General features: G+C 48.1%; 17 protein-coding genes. 9 read left to right on the top strand and 8 right to left on the bottom strand.

Features of this window, described 5'->3' with window-relative positions; genetic code table 11:
- Positions 1-3: 3 nt before the first annotated feature.
- Positions 4-315, bottom strand: a complete 312-nt coding sequence (locus RBK99_RS12790; protein ID WP_317504988.1) for a flagellar basal body rod C-terminal domain-containing protein — start codon at positions 313-315, stop codon at positions 4-6.
- 118 nt (positions 316-433) lie between these two features.
- Positions 434-1,573, bottom strand: coding sequence for a fatty acid desaturase (locus RBK99_RS12785; protein WP_317504987.1), 1,140 nt, complete (start codon positions 1,571-1,573; stop codon positions 434-436).
- 154 nt (positions 1,574-1,727) lie between these two features.
- Between RBK99_RS12785 and fabR the strand changes: the two genes are divergently transcribed.
- The gene (gene fabR / locus RBK99_RS12780) at positions 1,728-2,348 is read left to right on the top strand and encodes an HTH-type transcriptional repressor FabR (RefSeq protein WP_317504986.1); all 621 of its coding nucleotides are present in this window, start codon (positions 1,728-1,730) and stop codon (positions 2,346-2,348) included.
- A gap of 52 nt (positions 2,349-2,400) precedes the next feature.
- Entirely contained in the window at positions 2,401-4,419 is a 2,019-nt protein-coding gene (locus RBK99_RS12775; RefSeq protein WP_317504985.1) for a S9 family peptidase, read from the top strand.
- Between the two features lie 80 nt (positions 4,420-4,499).
- Here RBK99_RS12775 and RBK99_RS12770 read toward each other — a convergent pair whose 3' ends face one another.
- From RBK99_RS12770 to pckA, 3 genes are all read right to left on the bottom strand, one after another.
- The gene (locus tag RBK99_RS12770; RefSeq protein WP_317504984.1) at positions 4,500-5,705 is read right to left on the bottom strand and encodes an ABC transporter permease; all 1,206 of its coding nucleotides are present in this window, start codon (positions 5,703-5,705) and stop codon (positions 4,500-4,502) included.
- Positions 5,702-6,652, bottom strand: a complete 951-nt coding sequence (locus RBK99_RS12765) for an ABC transporter ATP-binding protein (protein ID WP_317504983.1) — start codon at positions 6,650-6,652, stop codon at positions 5,702-5,704. Before RBK99_RS12765 ends, RBK99_RS12770 begins: the two co-directional genes overlap by 4 nt.
- A 98-nt stretch (positions 6,653-6,750) precedes the next feature.
- Complete coding sequence (pckA, locus tag RBK99_RS12760) at positions 6,751-8,352, bottom strand: phosphoenolpyruvate carboxykinase (ATP) (RefSeq protein WP_317504982.1); 1,602 nt, start codon at positions 8,350-8,352, stop codon at positions 6,751-6,753.
- A gap of 209 nt (positions 8,353-8,561) precedes the next feature.
- On the opposite strand from pckA, the gene RBK99_RS12755 reads away from it, so the two are divergent.
- On the top strand, positions 8,562-9,881 hold the full coding sequence (locus RBK99_RS12755) for a sodium-dependent transporter (protein ID WP_317504981.1): 1,320 nt from the start codon (positions 8,562-8,564) through the stop codon (positions 9,879-9,881).
- Positions 9,882-9,891: 10 nt separating this feature from the next.
- On the opposite strand, the gene coaD is transcribed toward RBK99_RS12755, so the two are convergent.
- Positions 9,892-10,392, bottom strand: coding sequence for a pantetheine-phosphate adenylyltransferase (gene coaD / locus RBK99_RS12750; RefSeq protein ID WP_317504980.1), 501 nt, complete (start codon positions 10,390-10,392; stop codon positions 9,892-9,894).
- A 170-nt stretch (positions 10,393-10,562) separates the two neighbouring features.
- Here coaD and RBK99_RS12745 point away from each other — a divergent pair, with 170 nt between their 5' ends.
- Genes RBK99_RS12745 through RBK99_RS12730 form a run of 4 tightly spaced genes read left to right on the top strand, consistent with a single transcriptional unit; the run spans position 10,563 to position 13,951 of the window.
- Positions 10,563-11,756, top strand: coding sequence for a glycine C-acetyltransferase (locus tag RBK99_RS12745; RefSeq protein ID WP_317505026.1), 1,194 nt, complete (start codon positions 10,563-10,565; stop codon positions 11,754-11,756).
- An 11-nt stretch (positions 11,757-11,767) separates the two neighbouring features.
- Entirely contained in the window at positions 11,768-12,793 is a 1,026-nt protein-coding gene (gene tdh, locus RBK99_RS12740; protein WP_317504979.1) for an L-threonine 3-dehydrogenase, read from the top strand.
- A 6-nt stretch (positions 12,794-12,799) separates the two neighbouring features.
- Positions 12,800-13,123 (top strand): thiosulfate sulfurtransferase GlpE, encoded by a 324-nt coding sequence (gene glpE, locus RBK99_RS12735; RefSeq protein ID WP_317504978.1) that lies wholly within the window; start codon positions 12,800-12,802, stop codon positions 13,121-13,123.
- A gap of 3 nt (positions 13,124-13,126) precedes the next feature.
- Positions 13,127-13,951, top strand: a complete 825-nt coding sequence (locus RBK99_RS12730; RefSeq protein ID WP_317504977.1) for a rhomboid family intramembrane serine protease — start codon at positions 13,127-13,129, stop codon at positions 13,949-13,951.
- Here the strand turns inward: RBK99_RS12730 and RBK99_RS12725 are convergent.
- Positions 13,945-14,343, bottom strand: a complete 399-nt coding sequence (locus RBK99_RS12725) for a flagellar basal body-associated protein FliL (protein ID WP_317504976.1) — start codon at positions 14,341-14,343, stop codon at positions 13,945-13,947. The two genes, RBK99_RS12730 and RBK99_RS12725, sit on opposite strands and share 7 nt — an antisense overlap.
- Positions 14,344-14,421: 78 nt before the next feature.
- Between RBK99_RS12725 and RBK99_RS12720 the strand changes: the two genes are divergently transcribed.
- Positions 14,422-14,994 (top strand): chorismate--pyruvate lyase family protein, encoded by a 573-nt coding sequence (locus RBK99_RS12720; RefSeq protein ID WP_317504975.1) that lies wholly within the window; start codon positions 14,422-14,424, stop codon positions 14,992-14,994.
- 11 nt (positions 14,995-15,005) lie between these two features.
- On the top strand, positions 15,006-15,857 hold the full coding sequence (gene ubiA / locus RBK99_RS12715; RefSeq protein WP_317504974.1) for a 4-hydroxybenzoate octaprenyltransferase: 852 nt from the start codon (positions 15,006-15,008) through the stop codon (positions 15,855-15,857).
- Here ubiA and plsB read toward each other — a convergent pair.
- Positions 15,854-18,328: a glycerol-3-phosphate 1-O-acyltransferase PlsB gene (plsB, locus tag RBK99_RS12710; protein ID WP_317504973.1), complete on the bottom strand. Its 2,475-nt coding sequence runs from the start codon at positions 18,326-18,328 to the stop codon at positions 15,854-15,856. The genes ubiA and plsB overlap by 4 nt on opposite strands.
- Between the last annotated feature and the right edge of the window lie 40 nt (positions 18,329-18,368).

Genomic DNA, 18,368 nt, shown 5'->3' with positions numbered 1-18,368 from the left:
ACATTAAGCGCTGGTATCTATCATTGTGCCTAACATCTCGTCAGCAGTTTCTACCGTCCGGGTGTTAGACTCAAAGTTCGTCTGGCCCTCATTAAGGGACACCAACGAATCAGTAGTACTTGCAGCAGTAACGTTTTGGCTGGTTTCTGTGGCGGCTTCTGTCGCAACTTCACCACCGTTAACATTAGCATTATCTTGTTGCTGCACGTCGTTACGACCTGCTGCAGAGGCAATTTCCTGGCTCGCTTGTGATACTTGCTGGTTTGCACGTTGCATACCCTGCAAGCCTGAATTCATTGCTGCACCAATTTCCATCGTCGTTCCTCCCACGCATCAATTAAAGCGTGTCACTGCAAATGTACCTGCCAGTATCGGTCATATTTTAAACATTTTCAAGTACTGGCAGATGTCACTCGTCGCAATGCTTTTTAAGCTACGCGTGCTGCTGAATTTGATTCAACAGCGCTTTCCACGACCGTTTTTGTACTTCCAGGGCATATTTCATTTCATCTACCTGGTGTTTCAGCACATCAATATCGTGATTTACGTGCTCTTTTAATACCTGAGTCTTGGTATCCAGTAGCTTTTTACGCGCCTGATAATAGGCTTTCAACTGCTGCCCCAGTTGTTCGTAATGCTCATGAGCACGCTCAAACAGCGACTCTGGTGCGGCCTGCGCTTTTTGCTGCGCGCGTTTCAACTGCATTTGCAGTTTCGCTCGCTCTACCTGGTAAGGAGAGCTACGCTTTAAGTTCTTTGCCAGGCCCAGCCATTTACTGGCAACAATCAGCCATTTGGTTGGGTCAAACTGCCACCATCGAATGCCGTTACGATAATCGGCAGCAAAAATATGGTGGTAATTATGGTACCCCTCACCAAAGGTCAGAAACGCCAGAACGCCATTGTCGCGCGCCGTATTTTTATCGGTGTAAGGCTGTTTGCCCCAAATGTGCGCCAACGAGTTAATAAAGAACGTTGTATGATGGTTCAATACCAGACGTAACACGCCTATAACCAACAAGCCTGCCCAAACGTCGCCGAGCATAAAGCCCGCTAAAATGGGCCAGCCAAAGTTCACAAACAATGTCAGCGGTAAATAGTATTTGTGCTGCCACATAACGATAGGATCTTTCTGCAAGTCCTTAACATTATCGTAGTCAGTATATCGACTAGCCTGATATTCACGGATCATCCAGCCAATGTGCGAGTACCAAAATCCACGTTTAGCGGAATAAGGGTCTTTGTCATTGTCATCGACATGAGTATGGTGCACGCGATGATCCGAGGACCAATGCAATGCGCTGTTTTGCAGTGCAACGGCACCACCGATAGCAAAAATAAAACGGATAACGGGGTTGGCATCATACGTACGATGCGCCCACAACCGGTGATACCCGGCTGTAATAGACAGCCCGGCAAAACACGCCGTGCCGAACATCACCCACCAGAATCCCGCACCAATACCAACGCTGTAGGCGTATAAAGGCACACCAACAATGGCGATAATAAAGGTAATGGAAAAAACTAAGGTGTTTAACCAAATAATGGGGGGCTTTTCAGAATTCTTTTGCATGCATATAACCTAAAACAATCAAATAGAGGCAGGTGACAAAACAGCGTACACCTGTTCGCTGAATGTACGTGTTTTGCGCTCAAATTACAAGCAGTAAAACGATAAAAAGCTGTGTTATGATTCTTAATACACACGCAAATATGACTCAACAACTATGGCCGGAATTCGCGCAAAGCAAAAAGAGAAGACCCGACAGGCGTTAATCAACGCGGCAATGAATCAGTTAAGCGCGGAAAGTGGGTTTTCCAGCTTAAGCCTGCGCGAAGTGGCTCGAGAAGCCGGCATTGCGCCCACCTCCTTTTATCGGCATTTCCGCGACATGGATGAGTTGGGGCTTACTTTGGTGGATGAGTGCGGCCTGGCCTTGCGGCAGTTATTACGCCAGGCCCGACAGCGAATTGAAACCGGCGGTTCCATCATTCGGGTATCCATTGAAACCTTTATGCAATTTGTAGCAGACAATACCGCAACCTTCCGATTGTTATTGCAGGAACGTTCCGGCCGTTCGCGCAGCTTTCGTTTAGCCGTTGTGCGAGAAATCGATCATTTTAAAGCAGAACTGGAGGACTATCTTGTGAACGAGCAGTCCTTTACTCGCGAGCTGGCAGAACTGCAATCCGATACCATTGCTAAAATAGTATTCAGTGCCGGCGCAGACTGCTTTGACGTCGATGAAGAGGAACGGGAGATAATTACAGAGAAAACGATTCTGCAAGTTCGCTTGGTTGCCAGAGGCGCCGAAGCGACTCGCCGATTACTAAAACGACAATCATAAAAAAACAATCTTAAACAGAACTTAAACCTACATAACAAGACTGGAGATTATTATGCTTTTACGTGCTGTAGGCGGTATGGCATTAGCAGTCTGGGCTGCCGATTTAGACGCCCGCGAAATGACGCTAATGGACACTGTAACCACCCAAGCCATTCGTTCAGCTGATTTATCACCTGACGGCCAGTTCACTGCGGTTATTCGTACAATTCCGCGCACGCCCTACCAAGATGAGGATGGCTCGGACTACCGTGAGTTGGTATTGGTTAACTCGGCAGGCGAAGAAACGACTTACTTAAGCAAAGATAAGAAGTTTAGCCGGGTCAGTTTTGGTCCGCAAAGCGAGTACCTGTACTTCACAGCCAAAGACGAGAACGATGAATATCAGGAATTGTATCGTATTCCTGTACACGGTGGTGGGGTTCAGTCTGTATTCGAATTCGATGGAAATATAGGCAGTTACGCAATCAGCGATGATGGTCAACAATTAGCCTTTTTATCTTCAGGGGCAAAAAATGACGACGAGGAAGCGCTCGCAGAAAAAGGCTTTAAAGCAGAGATTTACGAAGAGGACTTAACCTATACGCAGGTTTACCACGTTACTCTGAACAATGACGAAGCAGAAGCCAAGGCGGTCACTCCAGCGGATCAGCATGCACTTTCGGTGAAATTCCATCCAAACAACCAACAGCTATTGGTAATGACTTCACCAACGCCGCTCATTGATGACTACTACATGAGTAGCCAGTATCAGCTGTTTGGCCTGGATGGCACTGTGGTTAAATCGTTTGCAACGGAAGGTAAGTTAGGTCGCGCGGAGTTTTCGCCCGACGGTCGTTATTTAGCAATGATCCGAGCTGCAGATTATAATGACCCATCGGCTGGCAGGCTCTTTGTTTACGACACCCGTGAGCAAGAGCACCGCAATGTCTTACCTGACTATAAAGGGGCTGTGAAAGACTTTACCTGGCGTACTGACGAAGAATTGGTCTGGTTAGGCCATCGTGGTACTGAGTCAGAGGTTCAGGCATTAACCCTCAAGTTTCTGGAAAGCCGTAGCTTAGTCGAGTTGGGCGAAGCCATCTTTACCGGCCTGGACGGTGAAGCCGGTAAATCAGATTTTGTGCTCACCGGGCACCGCCCCAGCCATCCGAACGAAGCGTTCGAATACACGAATGGGCGTCTGGAGCGTTTAACTAATTCCAACCCCTGGTTGGAAAATATTGAAATGCCTCGTCAGGAAACCATGACCTATAAAGCACGCGATGGTGTTGAGTTACAAGGTATTGTCGTTTATCCAAATGACTATGAAGAAGGCAAACGCTACCCTTTAATGATGGTCATTCATGGCGGTCCTGAGTCGCACTACAGCAACGGCTGGTTGGATCGTTACGCATCGCCGGTTAAACATTCGGCAGCGGAAGGTTATGCACTGTTCTTCCCTAACTATCGCGGCAGCACAGGTCGTGGCGTTGAATTCTCTAAAATGGGTCAGAATGACTACGCAGGAAAAGAGTTCGACGATATTGTTGATGCCAAAAAACACTTAGTCGATATTGGCTTAGCTGACGACGCTCGTGTTGGTATCACCGGTGGTTCATACGGTGGCTATGCATCCGCTTGGGGAGCAACTGCACAAACCGAGCATTTTGCTGCCAGCGTTATGTTTGTCGGCATCAGTGATAACTTATCGAAGTTTGGCACGACTGATATCCCTAAAGAAATGCACGCTGTTCATGCGCGCAGTTATCCTTGGGACAAGTGGCAATGGTACCTTGAGCGCAGCCCAATTTACCACGCAGAAAAGGCTCGTACACCGATTCTGATCATGCACGGCAAAGAAGATACCCGAGTGCATCCTTCTCAGTCTATGGAGCTTTACCGCTACCTGAAAACACACGGCAAAGTGCCGGTTCGTTTGGTACTTTACCCGGGCGAAGGCCACGGCAACCGTAAAGTGGCCGCACAATTGGATTACAGCATGCGGTTAATGCGGTGGATGGATACTTTCCTGGTTGAAAAAGCCGAGAAGAAACCACCCTTCGAGCTTCCTCACGCTGAGAAGCTTAAATAAATTAGCTAGTAAATAATAAAAAAGCCGGGATCCTGATTTATTCAGTCCCGGCTTTTTCTTTTCTTAGGCGCTACGTTTTGCTATTTACCGGAAATAGCCTGCCAAATTTCTTTCCAGCCGGGTTCTTTACCATAATATTGAATACCCATGGCAAATAAACGGCCCGCCACATTCCGCATCCAGTAAACAAAAGCTCCCAGTAACACCAAACTGAGTAGCCACTCCCAAACAGCAACTTCGGTTTGCATTAAGCGCGCTGGCATCATAGCAAACGAACTGACCGGAATGATGCTCATTACCGTGGCTACCGTCGAATCTGGCTCCCCAATCACGCTAAAGCTTAAGAATACCGGCAGCAGCGGTACCAACATCACCGTACTGCGTGACGAATGGTTAGGGTCATCGATGGTCGCAGAAAACCCTGCCAGCATGGCGTTAATCAACACCGTACCCAATAAGATAAATATGATGCTCAGCAAGGCCGCTCCAAAACCCCATTCAAGACCAGATCCACCATCATCTGAGAATGCGGCAACCACCATGCTCACGCCCAGAATCATTAAGCCAATAAAAGTCATGGACTTAAAGCTATGCAAGGTAATACCGATAATTTTACCATCCATCCATTGGGTTGGAGTGACAATGGTCAGCAACTGCTCTGTCACACGCTGCTGCTTCTCGGCGGTAATGGACATCATCATCAATCCGAAACCGGTAAAAACGCCCACCATTATGACCATCAGTAACATACTGGCTGCGGCATCATTGGTATCATCTATAGAAGCGTCTTCGCTTTCCTCTATCGCAAAAGTAATCTCAGGCTTTTCATCTATTACCGTTCTTTGTTCAGGCGTTAAGGGTAATTGCTGAACGCGCAGGCTCTGCAGCTGCTCCTCTAGCTCACTACGCAACTCCTGTTGCCATTTCTGCGACTTTTTCACCCATACCTTGGCAGTTAACTCCGGCGTAATAACAATGAGTGTATCTAAATCGTCTGGCAACTGTGCTTTCCACTGACTCACTTCCATGGTGCCGGCGCTACGCAGGTTCAAATCCTTGGGCGCATCAAACTCCCAGTTTTGAGGCTGACCTTGTTCATAGAAAATCGCCCCCTGATACTCATCTGAAAAGATTTGAGTAATAGCCCCCCAGCCTGCGCTGACGGCGAAAATCCCTACCAAAAGTGCGATAGATAAGAGCTCTTGCTTCCATTTAAAGAACCGCTTAAATTCCCACCAGGCAATGGCTTTTAGTTGTTTTAAATAACCTGGATTCATAGTTTTCATAATGCTGCCTTCCCTGCGTTATGCTGCTCTTGACCCGTTTTTTGTTTGCGAATGGTATCCAGATACAAGTCGTGCAGTCCGGGTTGGATGGGGGCGAAAGCTTTAATAGGAGTCAGCTGCGCTAGCTGCGGCCACAACGTTTCAATATCCGCACCATTGCTGAAAGTCAGTTCAACCTGCTCATCGTTTACTTTGCGAATAGACTCGATTTTCTCAACTTCCCCCCAGCTTTCCATGGCTACTTGAGCGTTTGTCGTAACGCGATAAACTGGCTGGGGTAACAGCGTATTGCGAATTTCCTGCAAACTGCCTTGTGCGACTGCCTTGCCTTTATTCATCAGTAGCATAGTATCGGCTAAACGCTCCACCAATGCCATTTGATGCGCGCTTAAAACCACGGTTTTGCCGCGATCACGCAGTTCACTCAATACCGTCAGCACATGCTCCTGATTAACCGGATCCAGCCCCGAAAAAGGCTCATCCAGAATAACTAATTGCGGATCATGCAGTAGCGTGGCAATAAGCTGTACTTTTTGCTGGTTACCTTTGGACATTTGCCGTAGAGGTTCATCTTTACGATCGGTCAATTCAAACCGCTCCAGCCAGCTATCAATATCGCTGCGTATTTCGCTCAATTTGAGGCCTCGTAAACTCGCAATGTAATTGAGGTTATCCAGAATCGAGCGATCCTGATACAGCCCACGATCTTCGGGTAAGTAGGCAAAATCGTGATAGCTAAGCTCAATATTGCTGCCGTTGTCTTCAACCCGAATCTCTCCGTCATCGGGTTCAGTTAACCCCACCAGCATTCGAACTAATGAGGACTTCCCGGCACCGTTGGGGCCCAGCAGAGCTTGTATTTTTCCGGGTTGAATATCGAGCGAAATAGCATCAACCGCAGTAACCGTGCGATAACGTTTGGTGACATTACTAACTGAAAGGCGCATGTTATTTTTCTGTTATTAATTAAAAGAGGACTATATTAGAAACACAAAGGGCCCGTAACAAGCGTTACGGGCCCTTTAATTTGTTTCAAACTATGAATTTAAAGCTGAGGACCAGCGGCTACCAGAGCTTTACCGTTATCAGTATCAGTAAACTTCTCGAAGTTGGCCACAAAACGCTCGGCTAAATCTTTCGCACGAACGTCCCATTCCCCCGCATCTTCGTACGTTTGACGCGGATCTAAAATGCTGCTGTCTTCAACACCCGCCAGCTCAGTTGGCATAGCCAGATTAAAGTGTGGCAGTTGCACAAATTCTGCGTCTTCAATCGAACCATCTAAAATGGCGTCGATAATAGCCCGGGTTGCTTTAATAGAAATGCGTTTACCGGTGCCGTTCCAACCAGTGTTAACCAGGTAAGCTTCTGCGCCGGCTGCTTCCATACGCTTCACTAACACTTCCGCATACTGGGTTGGGTGCAGGCTTAAGAAGGCCGCGCCAAAACAGCTTGAGAAGGTTGGCGTTGGCTCGGTTACACCGCGCTCAGTACCCGCCAATTTAGCTGTGAAACCTGATAAGAAATGGTACTGCGCCTGCTCTTTAGTCAATTTAGAGACCGGAGGTAACACGCCAAAAGCATCAGCGGTTAAGAAAATCACTTTTTTCGCATGACCAGCCTTTGATACCGGCTTCACAATGTTGTCGATGTGATAAATAGGGTACGAAACGCGTGTATTTTCAGTTTTTGAGTTGTCGTCAAAATCAACTTTATTGTTTTCATCGACAGCAACATTTTCTAACAGTGCATCACGGCGAATCGCATTGTAGATGTCCGGCTCAGCTTCCTTCGACAGATGGATAGTTTTCGCGTAACAACCACCTTCAAAGTTAAAGACACCGTCGTCGTCCCAACCGTGTTCGTCATCGCCAATGAGAGCCCGCTTAGGGTCAGTCGACAAAGTTGTCTTACCGGTACCTGAAAGACCGAAGAAAACCGCCACATCGCCCTTTTCACCCACGTTGGCAGAGCAATGCATTGACGCAATGCCTTTAAGCGGCAAGAAGTAGTTCATCATTGAGAACATACCTTTCTTCATTTCGCCGCCGTACCAAGTGCCGCCAATCAACTGAATTTTTTCAGTCAGGTTAAACGCCACAAAGTTTTCTGAATTCAGTTCTTGTTCCTGCCACTTCGGATTAATGCATTTTGCACCGTTCATCACCACAAAGTCAGGCTCAAAGCTTTCCAGCTCTTCTTCGCTTGGGCGAATAAACATGTTTTTCACAAAGTGTGCCTGCCATGCAACTTCCGTAATAAAACGAACCGCAAGACGCGTGTCTTCGTTTGCCCCACAATAGGTATCGACTACAAACAGGCGCTTTTTAGAAAGCTGCTCTGTGACTAGCCCTTTCAGTTCGTTCCAGGTTTCAGTCGATAGAGGTTTGTTGTCATTTTTACCCTGGTCAGCCCACCAGACGGTGTCGCGGGTGGTGTCATCGCGAACAATATATTTGTCTTTAGGGGAGCGTCCGGTGAAAATTCCGGTATCAACAGCAACCGCACCAAGGTCCGTTACCGTTCCTTTTTCATAACCTTGCAGGTCATCGCGAGTTTCTTCTTCGAACAGCAGGTCGTAGGACGGATTGTGGACAATTTCTTCGACATCTGTGATGCCGTAGCGGCTCAGATCCAGATTAGGCATGACGTAAGGCTCCTGAGATTACGGTCTTTTCGTTAACGTTAACAGCAGCAACACCGCGTAAAGCATCCTGTTTTACAACTTGGTTACTGGCCAATTTTCAGGCCGCGAATGTTAACCCGATTCAAGTAAAAAAGATAGAGCAAAATTTTGTCAGTTCGTTAGAATGCCCGCCTGACTATAAGCAAGCAGCAGTGGGTTTCTAATCATTTATGCGCGATTCCTTTCATAGCCGAATTGGCTTTATATTAGCAGCGGCAGGCTCAGCCGTTGGCCTGGGGAACATTTGGGGCTTCCCGACTCAGGTCGCCAACCACGGTGGCGGTGCATTCCTGCTGGTTTATTTGTGCGTTATTTTTGTTCTGGCCATACCCGCGCTTTACAGCGAAATGCTGATTGGACACAGTGCGCAGGCCAACCCGGTTCGCTCTTTAACCCAACTGTCGGAAGGACGCGCCCGCCCCATTGGTCGTTTAATGGGCTACCTGAACGTATTAGGCTCCTGTTTAATGCTCAGCTTTTATCACGTGGTTGCCGGTTGGATGCTGGTGCATGCGCTGGGTTTTCTCGCCAGAGGTTTCGGTCTGGAGGGTGCCGCTGAGTTTTTACTGAACAGTTCGGTAAGCCGCGATTTAATCTTTACCGGTGTGTTTTTGCTGGCAACTGCTTACGTCGTTTTTCAAGGTGTGGAAAAAGGCATTGAACGCTGGTCAAAACGGCTAATGCCAACCTTAGTTATTCTGCTTGTTGCACTCATTGCTTATATGCTGACCTTACCCGGTGCCGACGCCGGGCTAGAAAAGTATCTTATACCCGACTTTAGCTTACTAACCGATACCAGCATTCTCGTTGCGGCCATGGGACAGGCCTTTTTCTCGCTCTCTATTGGTTTGGGCGGCATGATGATTTACGGCTCGTATTTGAAGCCGGGGGCTAACCTGGGCCGTTTAAGTCTGTCGGTGGCGGCACTGGATACCTTGATAGCCTTTTTAGCTGGCTTACTGATCATTCCGGCCCTATACGCAGGCATTCATCTGGGTGTTAATGTTGGCGAAGGGTCTAAGCTGGTTGGCGAAGGACAACTTATTTTTGCCGTACTGCCTCAGCTGTTTAACAGCATGGGCATTGCCGGCCCTTATGTTGCCTTTTCGTTTTTCATGCTACTGAGCATTGCGGCGCTAACCTCCACTATTGCTCAGGCAGAAGTGCCGGTTTCCTACTGCATAGAAGAACGTAAACTGAAGCGGCCTTTAGCAACAGCGCTGTCGTTAAGCGTTATTGCCCTGTTTTCACTGCTACTGATTCTGTTTTTTGACCCGCTGTTTGACTGGGTTGTTACAGCCGTTACTCAGTTCCAGCTTCCATTATCAGGGCTATTTTACTTGCTCGTGGTTGGTTGGTTGTGGCACCGCAGCAATCACTTAAAAGCCATTGCTGCGGGCAGTATCGGGTTAACCTTGTTACGTTGGCATATCCGTTACTTGTGCCCGGTACTTATGAGCATTGTGTTCTATCACGTGGCCTTTGGCTAATCGCCGGTAGTTACCCTTTCCCCGGACGTTTACCTGAAAACTTCTGCTCTAATGCTGACGCCACTCTGGCGTCAGTGAATCCGGACACATCGCCCCCGTGCAATGCCACTTCTTTTACCAGTGACGAGGAAATAAACGAGTTTTCTTCTGCCGGTGTCAGGAAGACACTTTCTATATTTGGATCCAGACGCCGGTTCATATTGGCCAGCTGAAACTCGTATTCAAAATCAGAAACAGCCCGTAACCCACGAATAAGCACCGTTGCGTCGTACTCGTGCGCGAAATCTACCAGCAATCCTGAAAAACCAACCACAGTCACATTATCGAGGTCTTCTGTGACCTGCTGTGCCAACAGCACCCGCTCCTCCAATGAAAACAAGGGCTTTTTGCTGGGGCTTTCCGCGATACCCACGACAATTTCACTGAACAAAGTGGATGCCCGTTCAATTAAATCAGCATGCCCATTTGTAATGGGATCAAAAGTTCCCGGATAAATTGCTCGGCGATGCATAGAGTCTCCTAAACCGTAATTTAGACAGCTTTTCGTTTTAAGCCATTTCAATACCGTAAAGAGTACACGCAATTGGACACCAAGCAAAAGTCCAATATTCAAATTAAGGATGCGAGTTGCGACTAACATCAGTAAACTAGGGGTAACTTAGTTTTTAAATAGTGGAGTAAATCATGAGCTCAGCCTTTTATCAGCAACTGGCCGACCAACTGGCCGAAACCAAAGCCGAAGGCCTGTACAAAAAAGAACGTATTATCAGTTCCGACCAAAGCTCTGAAATTACGGTAAACAACCGCAAGGTACTGAACTTCTGTGCTAACAACTATCTGGGGCTGGCAAACCACCCGGATCTCATTAAAGCCGCGAAAAAAGGCCTCGATGAACACGGTTTCGGTACGGCTTCGGTACGCTTTATTTGTGGTACTCAGGATATTCACAAAACGCTGGAGCAAAAACTGAGTGAGTTTTTGGGTACTGAAGACACCATTTTGTACTCCTCGTGTTTTGATGCCAACGGCGGTTTATTTGAAACTATAATGGGCCCTGAAGACGCCATTATCAGTGACGAGCTTAACCACGCCAGTATCATCGATGGTATCCGTTTAAGCAAAGCTAAGCGCTACCGCTACAAGAACAACAACTTAGAAGACTTAGAAGCTCAGTTGAAACAAGCTGACACAGACGGCGCGCGCCATAAACTCATCGCAACCGACGGTGTGTTTTCTATGGACGGCGTTATTGCTAATTTAAAAGGCATCTGCGACCTGGCTGACAAATATGGCGCTCTGGTAATGATGGACGACTGTCATGCCACCGGCTTCCTTGGTAAAAAAGGCCGAGGCACGCACGAGTACTGTGACGTTCTTGACCGTGTTGACATTATTACCGGCACCTTAGGTAAAGCATTAGGTGGAGCCTCTGGTGGTTACACCTCCGGCAAGAAAGAAGTGATTGACTGGTTACGCCAGCGTTCACGCCCTTATTTATTCTCGAACTCAGTAGCACCTGCCATTGTACAAGCCTCTATCCGTGTACTGGAAATGCTGGCAGAGGGTGACGAGTTACGCAGTCAGTTGTGGGAAAATGCCAGCTACTTCCGTAAACAAATGACAGACGCTGGTTTCACCCTAAGTGGTGCTGACCACGCAATTATCCCCGTCATGGTTGGCGATGCTAAATTAGCTTCAGAAATGTCTGACCGTCTGTTAGAAGAAGATATTTATGTGATCGGCTTTTCCTTCCCTGTCGTTCCTAAAGGCAAAGCCCGTATCCGCACGCAAATGTCTGCGGCACACACACGCGAACAATTGGATCGCACCATTGAAGCCTTTACCCGCATTGGTAAAGAGCTGGGTGTGATTTAAGGAGTTAAAGAATGAAAGCTTTGTCGAAACTGCACGCAAAACCCGGCATTTGGATGACTGACGTTGAAAAGCCCGAATGTGGTTACAACGACTTGCTGATAAAAATTAAGAAGACCGCTATTTGTGGTACCGACGTCCACATTTATAAATGGGATGACTGGTCACAAAAAACCATTCCGGTTCCTATGGTAGTGGGTCACGAGTATGTAGGCGAAGTAGCCGCTATGGGCGACGGTGTTCGGGGCTTTGAAATTGGCGACCGTGTATCGGGTGAAGGCCATATTACTTGCGGCCATTGCCGTAACTGTCGGGCTGGCCGCCGTCACTTGTGCCGCAATACTTACGGTGTGGGTGTCAACCGTCCGGGTGCTTTTGCGGAGTATTTAGCGCTACCCGCGGAAAATGCTTTCAAACTGCCGGACGACGTCACCGATGAAATGGCAGCAGTATTTGACCCCTTCGGTAACGCTGTTCATACCGCTCTCGCATTCGACTTAGTCGGAGAAGACGTGCTCATTACCGGCGCAGGGCCTATTGGTATTATGGCTGCAGCCGTTGCCCGCCATGTGGGCGCTCGTCATGTGGTGATTACCGATGTGAACGAATACCGTCTGGATTTAGCCCGTAAAATGGGCGTGACCCGCGCGGTTGATGTCAGCAAAGAAAAGCTCGCTGACGTAATGACTGAGCTGGGCATGAAAGAAGGCTTTGATGTGGGACTGGAAATGTCAGGCGTACCGTCAGCCTTTTCACAAATGCTGGAAGCCATGAACCACGGCGGTAAAGTGGCGATGCTGGGTATTCCGCCTGAAAACGTCGCTATTGACTGGAATCAGGTCATCTTCAAAGGCTTGGTTATTAAAGGCATTTATGGCCGGGAAATGTTTGAAACCTGGTACAAAATGGCCAGCTTACTGCAGTCAGGCCTGGATATTTCTCCTATTTTGACGCATGAAATGCCTATTGATGATTACGAAAAAGGCTTTGAAACCATGATTTCAGGTCAGTCAGGTAAAGTCATATTGAACTGGGACTAGCAATAGATGAGTAATTACCAGTTAATGGATTTACCCATCGCCGTGGAACATTGGCAAAATGGTGATGCCGTATTTGTTGATATTCGTGATCCGCAGTCTTTTGCTGGGGGTCACATACCCGGTTCTCAGCACCTGGATAACAGCAATCTAGCGCAGTTCCTGAGCTCGGTTGATAAAAGCCAGAAAGTGGTTGTGGTTTGCTACCATGGCATTAGCAGTCAGGGCGCTGCCGATTACATTGCAAACCAGGGATTTTCCGATGTGCACAGCATGGACGGCGGCTATACAGCGTGGTCCATGACGTTTCCTGACAAGACTGAAAGGGAGTAACCTATGCGCCGATTGCTCAGCAGCCGCGATTCTGACTGGATGCGTAAACTCTACCAATATTTACGCCAGCAAGGTATGCCGGTCAGCGTGACCGAACGCGGAGAGCAATTGGAACTCTGGTTACATCAGAGCAGTTATGAAGCAGCGGCTAAAACGCTCATTCAGCAATTTAAAGAGAACCCCGAACTTGCCGCAGAGCCGATAAAAGAAAACCGCGCGGCGACCCTTGGCCGGAATTCTCTGTCCTTTAATCTGCTACGTCAAAGCGGTTGGGTAACTCGGATTGTTGCTGTGCTAACGCTGCTTGTGTTTATGGCATTACAGATAAGTCCGGAGGCGGTGCTCGATACGCTTAAAATCAGCCGCTATTTTTCTGCACTGCCGTATGATCAGCCCTGGCGCTTTATCACCCCTATTTTCATGCACTTCACTCTACTGCATCTAATCTTTAATATTTTTTGGTGGTGGTATCTGGGCGGTCGTATTGAGCGTTCTCTGGGTATATCCTGGTTATTAGCATTGCTACTGTTTTGTGGTGTCACTGCGAACGTTATTCAATACTTATTCAATGGTCCAAACTTTGGCGGACTTTCCGGCGTTGTCTATGGTCTGCTTGGCTTTTGTTGGATATACAGCCTGAATCGACCCAGTCCGCTTTACCTTCCACCGGGGCTGATTATTTTCATGCTGTTGTGGTTAGTGGTTGGCTATACCGACATGCTGTGGGTAAATGTTGCAAATGAAGCCCATTTAGCCGGCCTTATTTCTGGTTGCTTTGCAGGCTTTGTCGTACGCTCGCTAAACCCAAAAATACGGCCACTTCACTGATACAGGTATTTGGTAAAAATCACTTCCCGGATAACCGGGTTTCCGGTTTCCTGCTGCATAAGCTCACGGGCCCTTTCCAAGCACTTTAAACGCAGTTGGTCACGCCCGGTCATGGTTCTGACCTGATGTTCCGTTGCGGTGCTTAAAATGGATACAAACGCATTGCGCAACAACGGTGCATGATGCTCTACCACACTAATGTAACTGGGGTCCGGTACCATCACCTCAACCGCGACGCGGATAAAGCCCAGTCGGTAGTCATTGCCTTCTTTAATGTAATTGGTGGTGATATCGGGTTCAAAACCATAGTACGCGACATCTTGCGCTGATACGCCCGGCACAGTGCTGAGCCAAAGAAAAATACTTGCAAATACTGTTATCAGAAATTTCATAGCCCTACCCGGCCCGATTGCTGTTCAATTAAATTCTCTCTGCTATCATAGCGACAGAGCTCAATAACGCCAACACAAATGACAACAGAGTTTTATCCGACCCCAGCTTTCCCGATAAGCGAAGCGTTGCAATGGAGACCATCACAACAACTAAAATTGACATCTGATCAAGCCAGTTGGCTGCTTTATGAAGGCTCTCTAACACAACGCTTAAAGCAAGTGGGTCAACAATTTTCCGTAACGTTACTGGGACAGCAGTTACTTTCTCCTCATGCAGAAGAAAAGCAACGCCTGGACTGTAAAGACGCCGTGGTGGTTCGTGAAGTTCTACTATACTGTGATAATCAACCATGGGTTTTTGCGCGCAGCTTATTTTCGCCCAGCGCTGAAAGCACAAGTACACTGAATTTACAAAAGCTCGGAAACCAGTCATTGGGTGAGTCATTGTTTGCCCGTGATGATTTAGAATACGGCCCCATTGAAGTAGCGGAGGTCAGTCCCGAGCACCCGGTTGCACAATTAAATCAACAGTGGTTTCAACAAAAACGGTCACTACTTGGCAGGCGCAGAATGTTTTCAACCGCTGGTGAGCAATTGCTGGTCAGCGAAATTTTTCTGGAACCGTCATCACTCTACCCTTTACCACAATAAAAGGAGTCGGCATGCAAAAGTTAACCGCTTTTTGGCAATTAATGCGCGCAGATAAACCTATCGGTACTTATTTACTTGCCTGGCCTACTATCTGGGCGCTGATGATTGCAGGCGCGGGCGAACCGCCATTACGTATTGTGGTGATATTCCTGCTCGGTACTTTTGTAATGCGATCCGCCGGCTGTGTGATTAACGACTTTGCTGATCGCAACTTTGACGGCCACGTTCGCCGCACCCGTCAGCGCCCTATTCCGGCGGGTAAGATAACCGCAGCCGAAGCCATGATAGGTTTTATTGGCCTTTTGGCTATTGCCTTTGCATTGGTCATACAGTTGAATACGCAGACCGTGATGTTGAGCTTTTTAGCTGCCGGTATCGCTGCGCTTTACCCGTTTTGCAAACGCTGGACGCACCTCCCGCAAATAGTGCTCGGCATTGCGTTCAGCTTTGGTATATTAATGGCCTTTACTGCACTCAACTCTGACCAATGGTTTATTGCCGGATTGCTGTTCATCACAAATGTTATCTGGACGGTAGCCTACGACACTGAATACGCCATGGCCGACAGGGAAGATGATTTAAAAGTTGGCCTGCAAAGCACCGCTATTCTCTTCGGACATTTTGACCGTCTGGCCATTGGCATTATGCAGGTGGCAACGCTTGCTTTGCTGGCGTGGGTGCTTCACTTATTAACGGTGGATTTATGGCTATGGCTGACGCTTGTGGCGATATTGGCGCTATTTGCTTATCAGCAATGGCTTATACGCGAAAGAGAGCCCAGAAAATGCTTCCAGGCCTTTCTCCATAATCATTATGTTGGTATGGTTTTCGCCGTCGGCTTAGCCGCACACTATTGGTTTTAAGATGGCTTGTTGTCCGCTTGCTCTTTTAATTGCTGCACAAATTGTTCAACTGACTGTCTAATAGTTTGCAGCACCGGTCCGTCAATGAGCTCATCGACTTGATCACTAAGCTCACCGACAGGCTCTGCTGCAATCTGCTGGCCATCGTCGTTAATCTCGACTAGACCCTGCTGTTTCAAACTGGCTATCAATGTCGACATCACCTTCTTGTCGTAAAACTCCGGCGCATCAATACCGTGAATGGAGCTTAAACGTTCAGCCAATGTGATTGACTGTTTTTCCAGGTCCGCGCGCATAATAGGCTGCGCCTGTTGTAGTAACTCCAGTACGATACAATAGCGTTGCAGCGTTTCACTGGCACTGTTAGCTAACAAACGTAAACGATACCATTCAGCACTCTCTCGTTGGGCAATAGTGCAAACACCGTCTTCCAGGGTAATCAGTTGCTGACGTGCCAACTCTTCTGCAAGTGCTTCAGTCCAGAGCGATAAGTCCTCAATATCGTGACTTAAATACAGCTCTGCTTTTAGGGAAGGGTAAATGGCTTGTGTTCGCGCAGCAATGTCGGCCACGCTGATTGTCTTCTTCGCCATAATAGTGGAAGCAACAATTCCCGGCACCACCATCATGTGCAGAATATTATTACGATAATACGTCATCGCTATCGCTGACATACGCTCCAACGACACGACCTCGCCCATAGTGTCACTGCTGACGATGAACTTGTCAGTACGTAACGCCTGCTGCCATAACTCTTCAGGAGTCTCATCCGGCACACTGACCATATTACTGTATGGCACCTCACGCAACACGCCAAGGTAGACATCAAGCTGCGCCAATAACTCTTCCTTCATTAAGGCGTGATGTTCCGAGCTCAGTAAAGCCAGCGCGGTCAAGTTCACACTGTTTGCAGCAGCAGAGTCGTTAATTCCCTGCATCACTTGTTCTGCTAACCCACTGACAACAGGGTTAAGCCAGTTCGGCCGTTCAGGCTCTTGCGCGCCCCGGGTGACCGATTCGTGCCAGTTAGGCGCCGCATTATCTAAGTAATGCTTTAAATTAATAGGCTGCCCAAAGGTAACAAAACCCTGGCCAAAATTTCGGAGCTTAGCGACTGTCTTCAGAATCTGAAAGACTGACTCTTTTTCCTTGTCCTTACCTTTAAGTTCCTTCAGGTAAGTCGACACTTCCATAATATGCTCATAACCAAGATACACGGGGACCAGCGATACCGGACGCTGCTGATCCCGCAACATGCCCTGCACAGTCATTGCCAACATACCCGTTTTAGGGGGTAACAGGCGCCCGGTTCTGGAGCGCCCACCCTCACTGAAGTATTCGACCGGATAACCCTTTTGAAACAGCCAACATAAATACTCGCGGAAAACCGCCGAATACAATTTATTACCCCGGAAGCTACGGCGAATAAAGAACGCACCACCTCGGCGAAAAATTCCGCCCACCGGGAAGAAGTTAAGATTAACCCCGGCAGCAATGTGCGGCGGAACCAGACCTTCTTTATAAATAACATAGCTCAGCAGCAAGTAATCCATATGACTACGGTGACAAGGCACATAGATAACTTCATGGCCTTGCTGTGCCAGCCGCCGGATGCTGTCACCCCCCTTCACATGAATACCATTGTAAATTCGGTTCCACATCCAGGTCATAAAACGGTCCAGCACCCGAATCAATGTGGAATTATAGTTTGCAGCTATTTCATCAATGTAAGATAAAGCGCGCTTGCGAGCCGCTTCTTCGTTTATCTTCTTCCCTTTGGCTTCGTCCGCTATCGCCTTTTTTAAAGCGGGGGTATTGATCAGTGCCGACATTAGCTCTTTTCTATGACTGAGCTTTGGCCCTGCAACAGCGTGACGCATTCGCACAAAGTGAACGCGCGCAACCCGCGCAAGCTTGTGTGCTATCCGCATATCAGTGCCGTGATCGTGAGCCATTGTGCCCAGACTCACCGCACGAGAAAAACGTACCAACACCTGTCGCCCGGACAATAATATCAGCCAGAATTTACGCCAATGGCCCGGGTTATCAAGGTCACCCGTCATGGTATTGCCGGCGTGAGCTTCTTGCCCTGCCTGACGGCCCCAAAAAACCCCTGCCGGTATCAGTTGAACATCCAGTTCCGGGTCGTCGTTATGCAATTTGAGTAACTGGTGGAACTCTGAAACCGCTTGCTCTGAGGCATCATTAGCAAGCTCTTCAAGGTACATGATTCGGTTATAAGTTTTACCGTTAGCAACAAGAGGCTCAATAGGATCCGGGAGCCCGCGCTTTAACGCCGCCCGTTGTAAAATAGACAGGTCCGCTTTTGAGGTTGAGCGCATAACATACACAACCGGCTTAGCGACCGTTGCTGAATGCTCTTCTTCAGTACCATCCCAAATTTCCTGAAAGCGCGTCAACCAGCGCAATGGGTGCTTAAGTATTGGGAAAAAGCGGCTTATTCCTTTCATATAGAGACCTCTGTTTTAAACAGACTAGTAGGATACCAAC

The organism is Idiomarina solivarensis (genome assembly GCF_033052755.1).
GTDB lineage: Bacteria > Pseudomonadota > Gammaproteobacteria > Enterobacterales > Alteromonadaceae > Idiomarina.
This window is presented reverse-complemented; position numbering and strand designations above follow the sequence as displayed.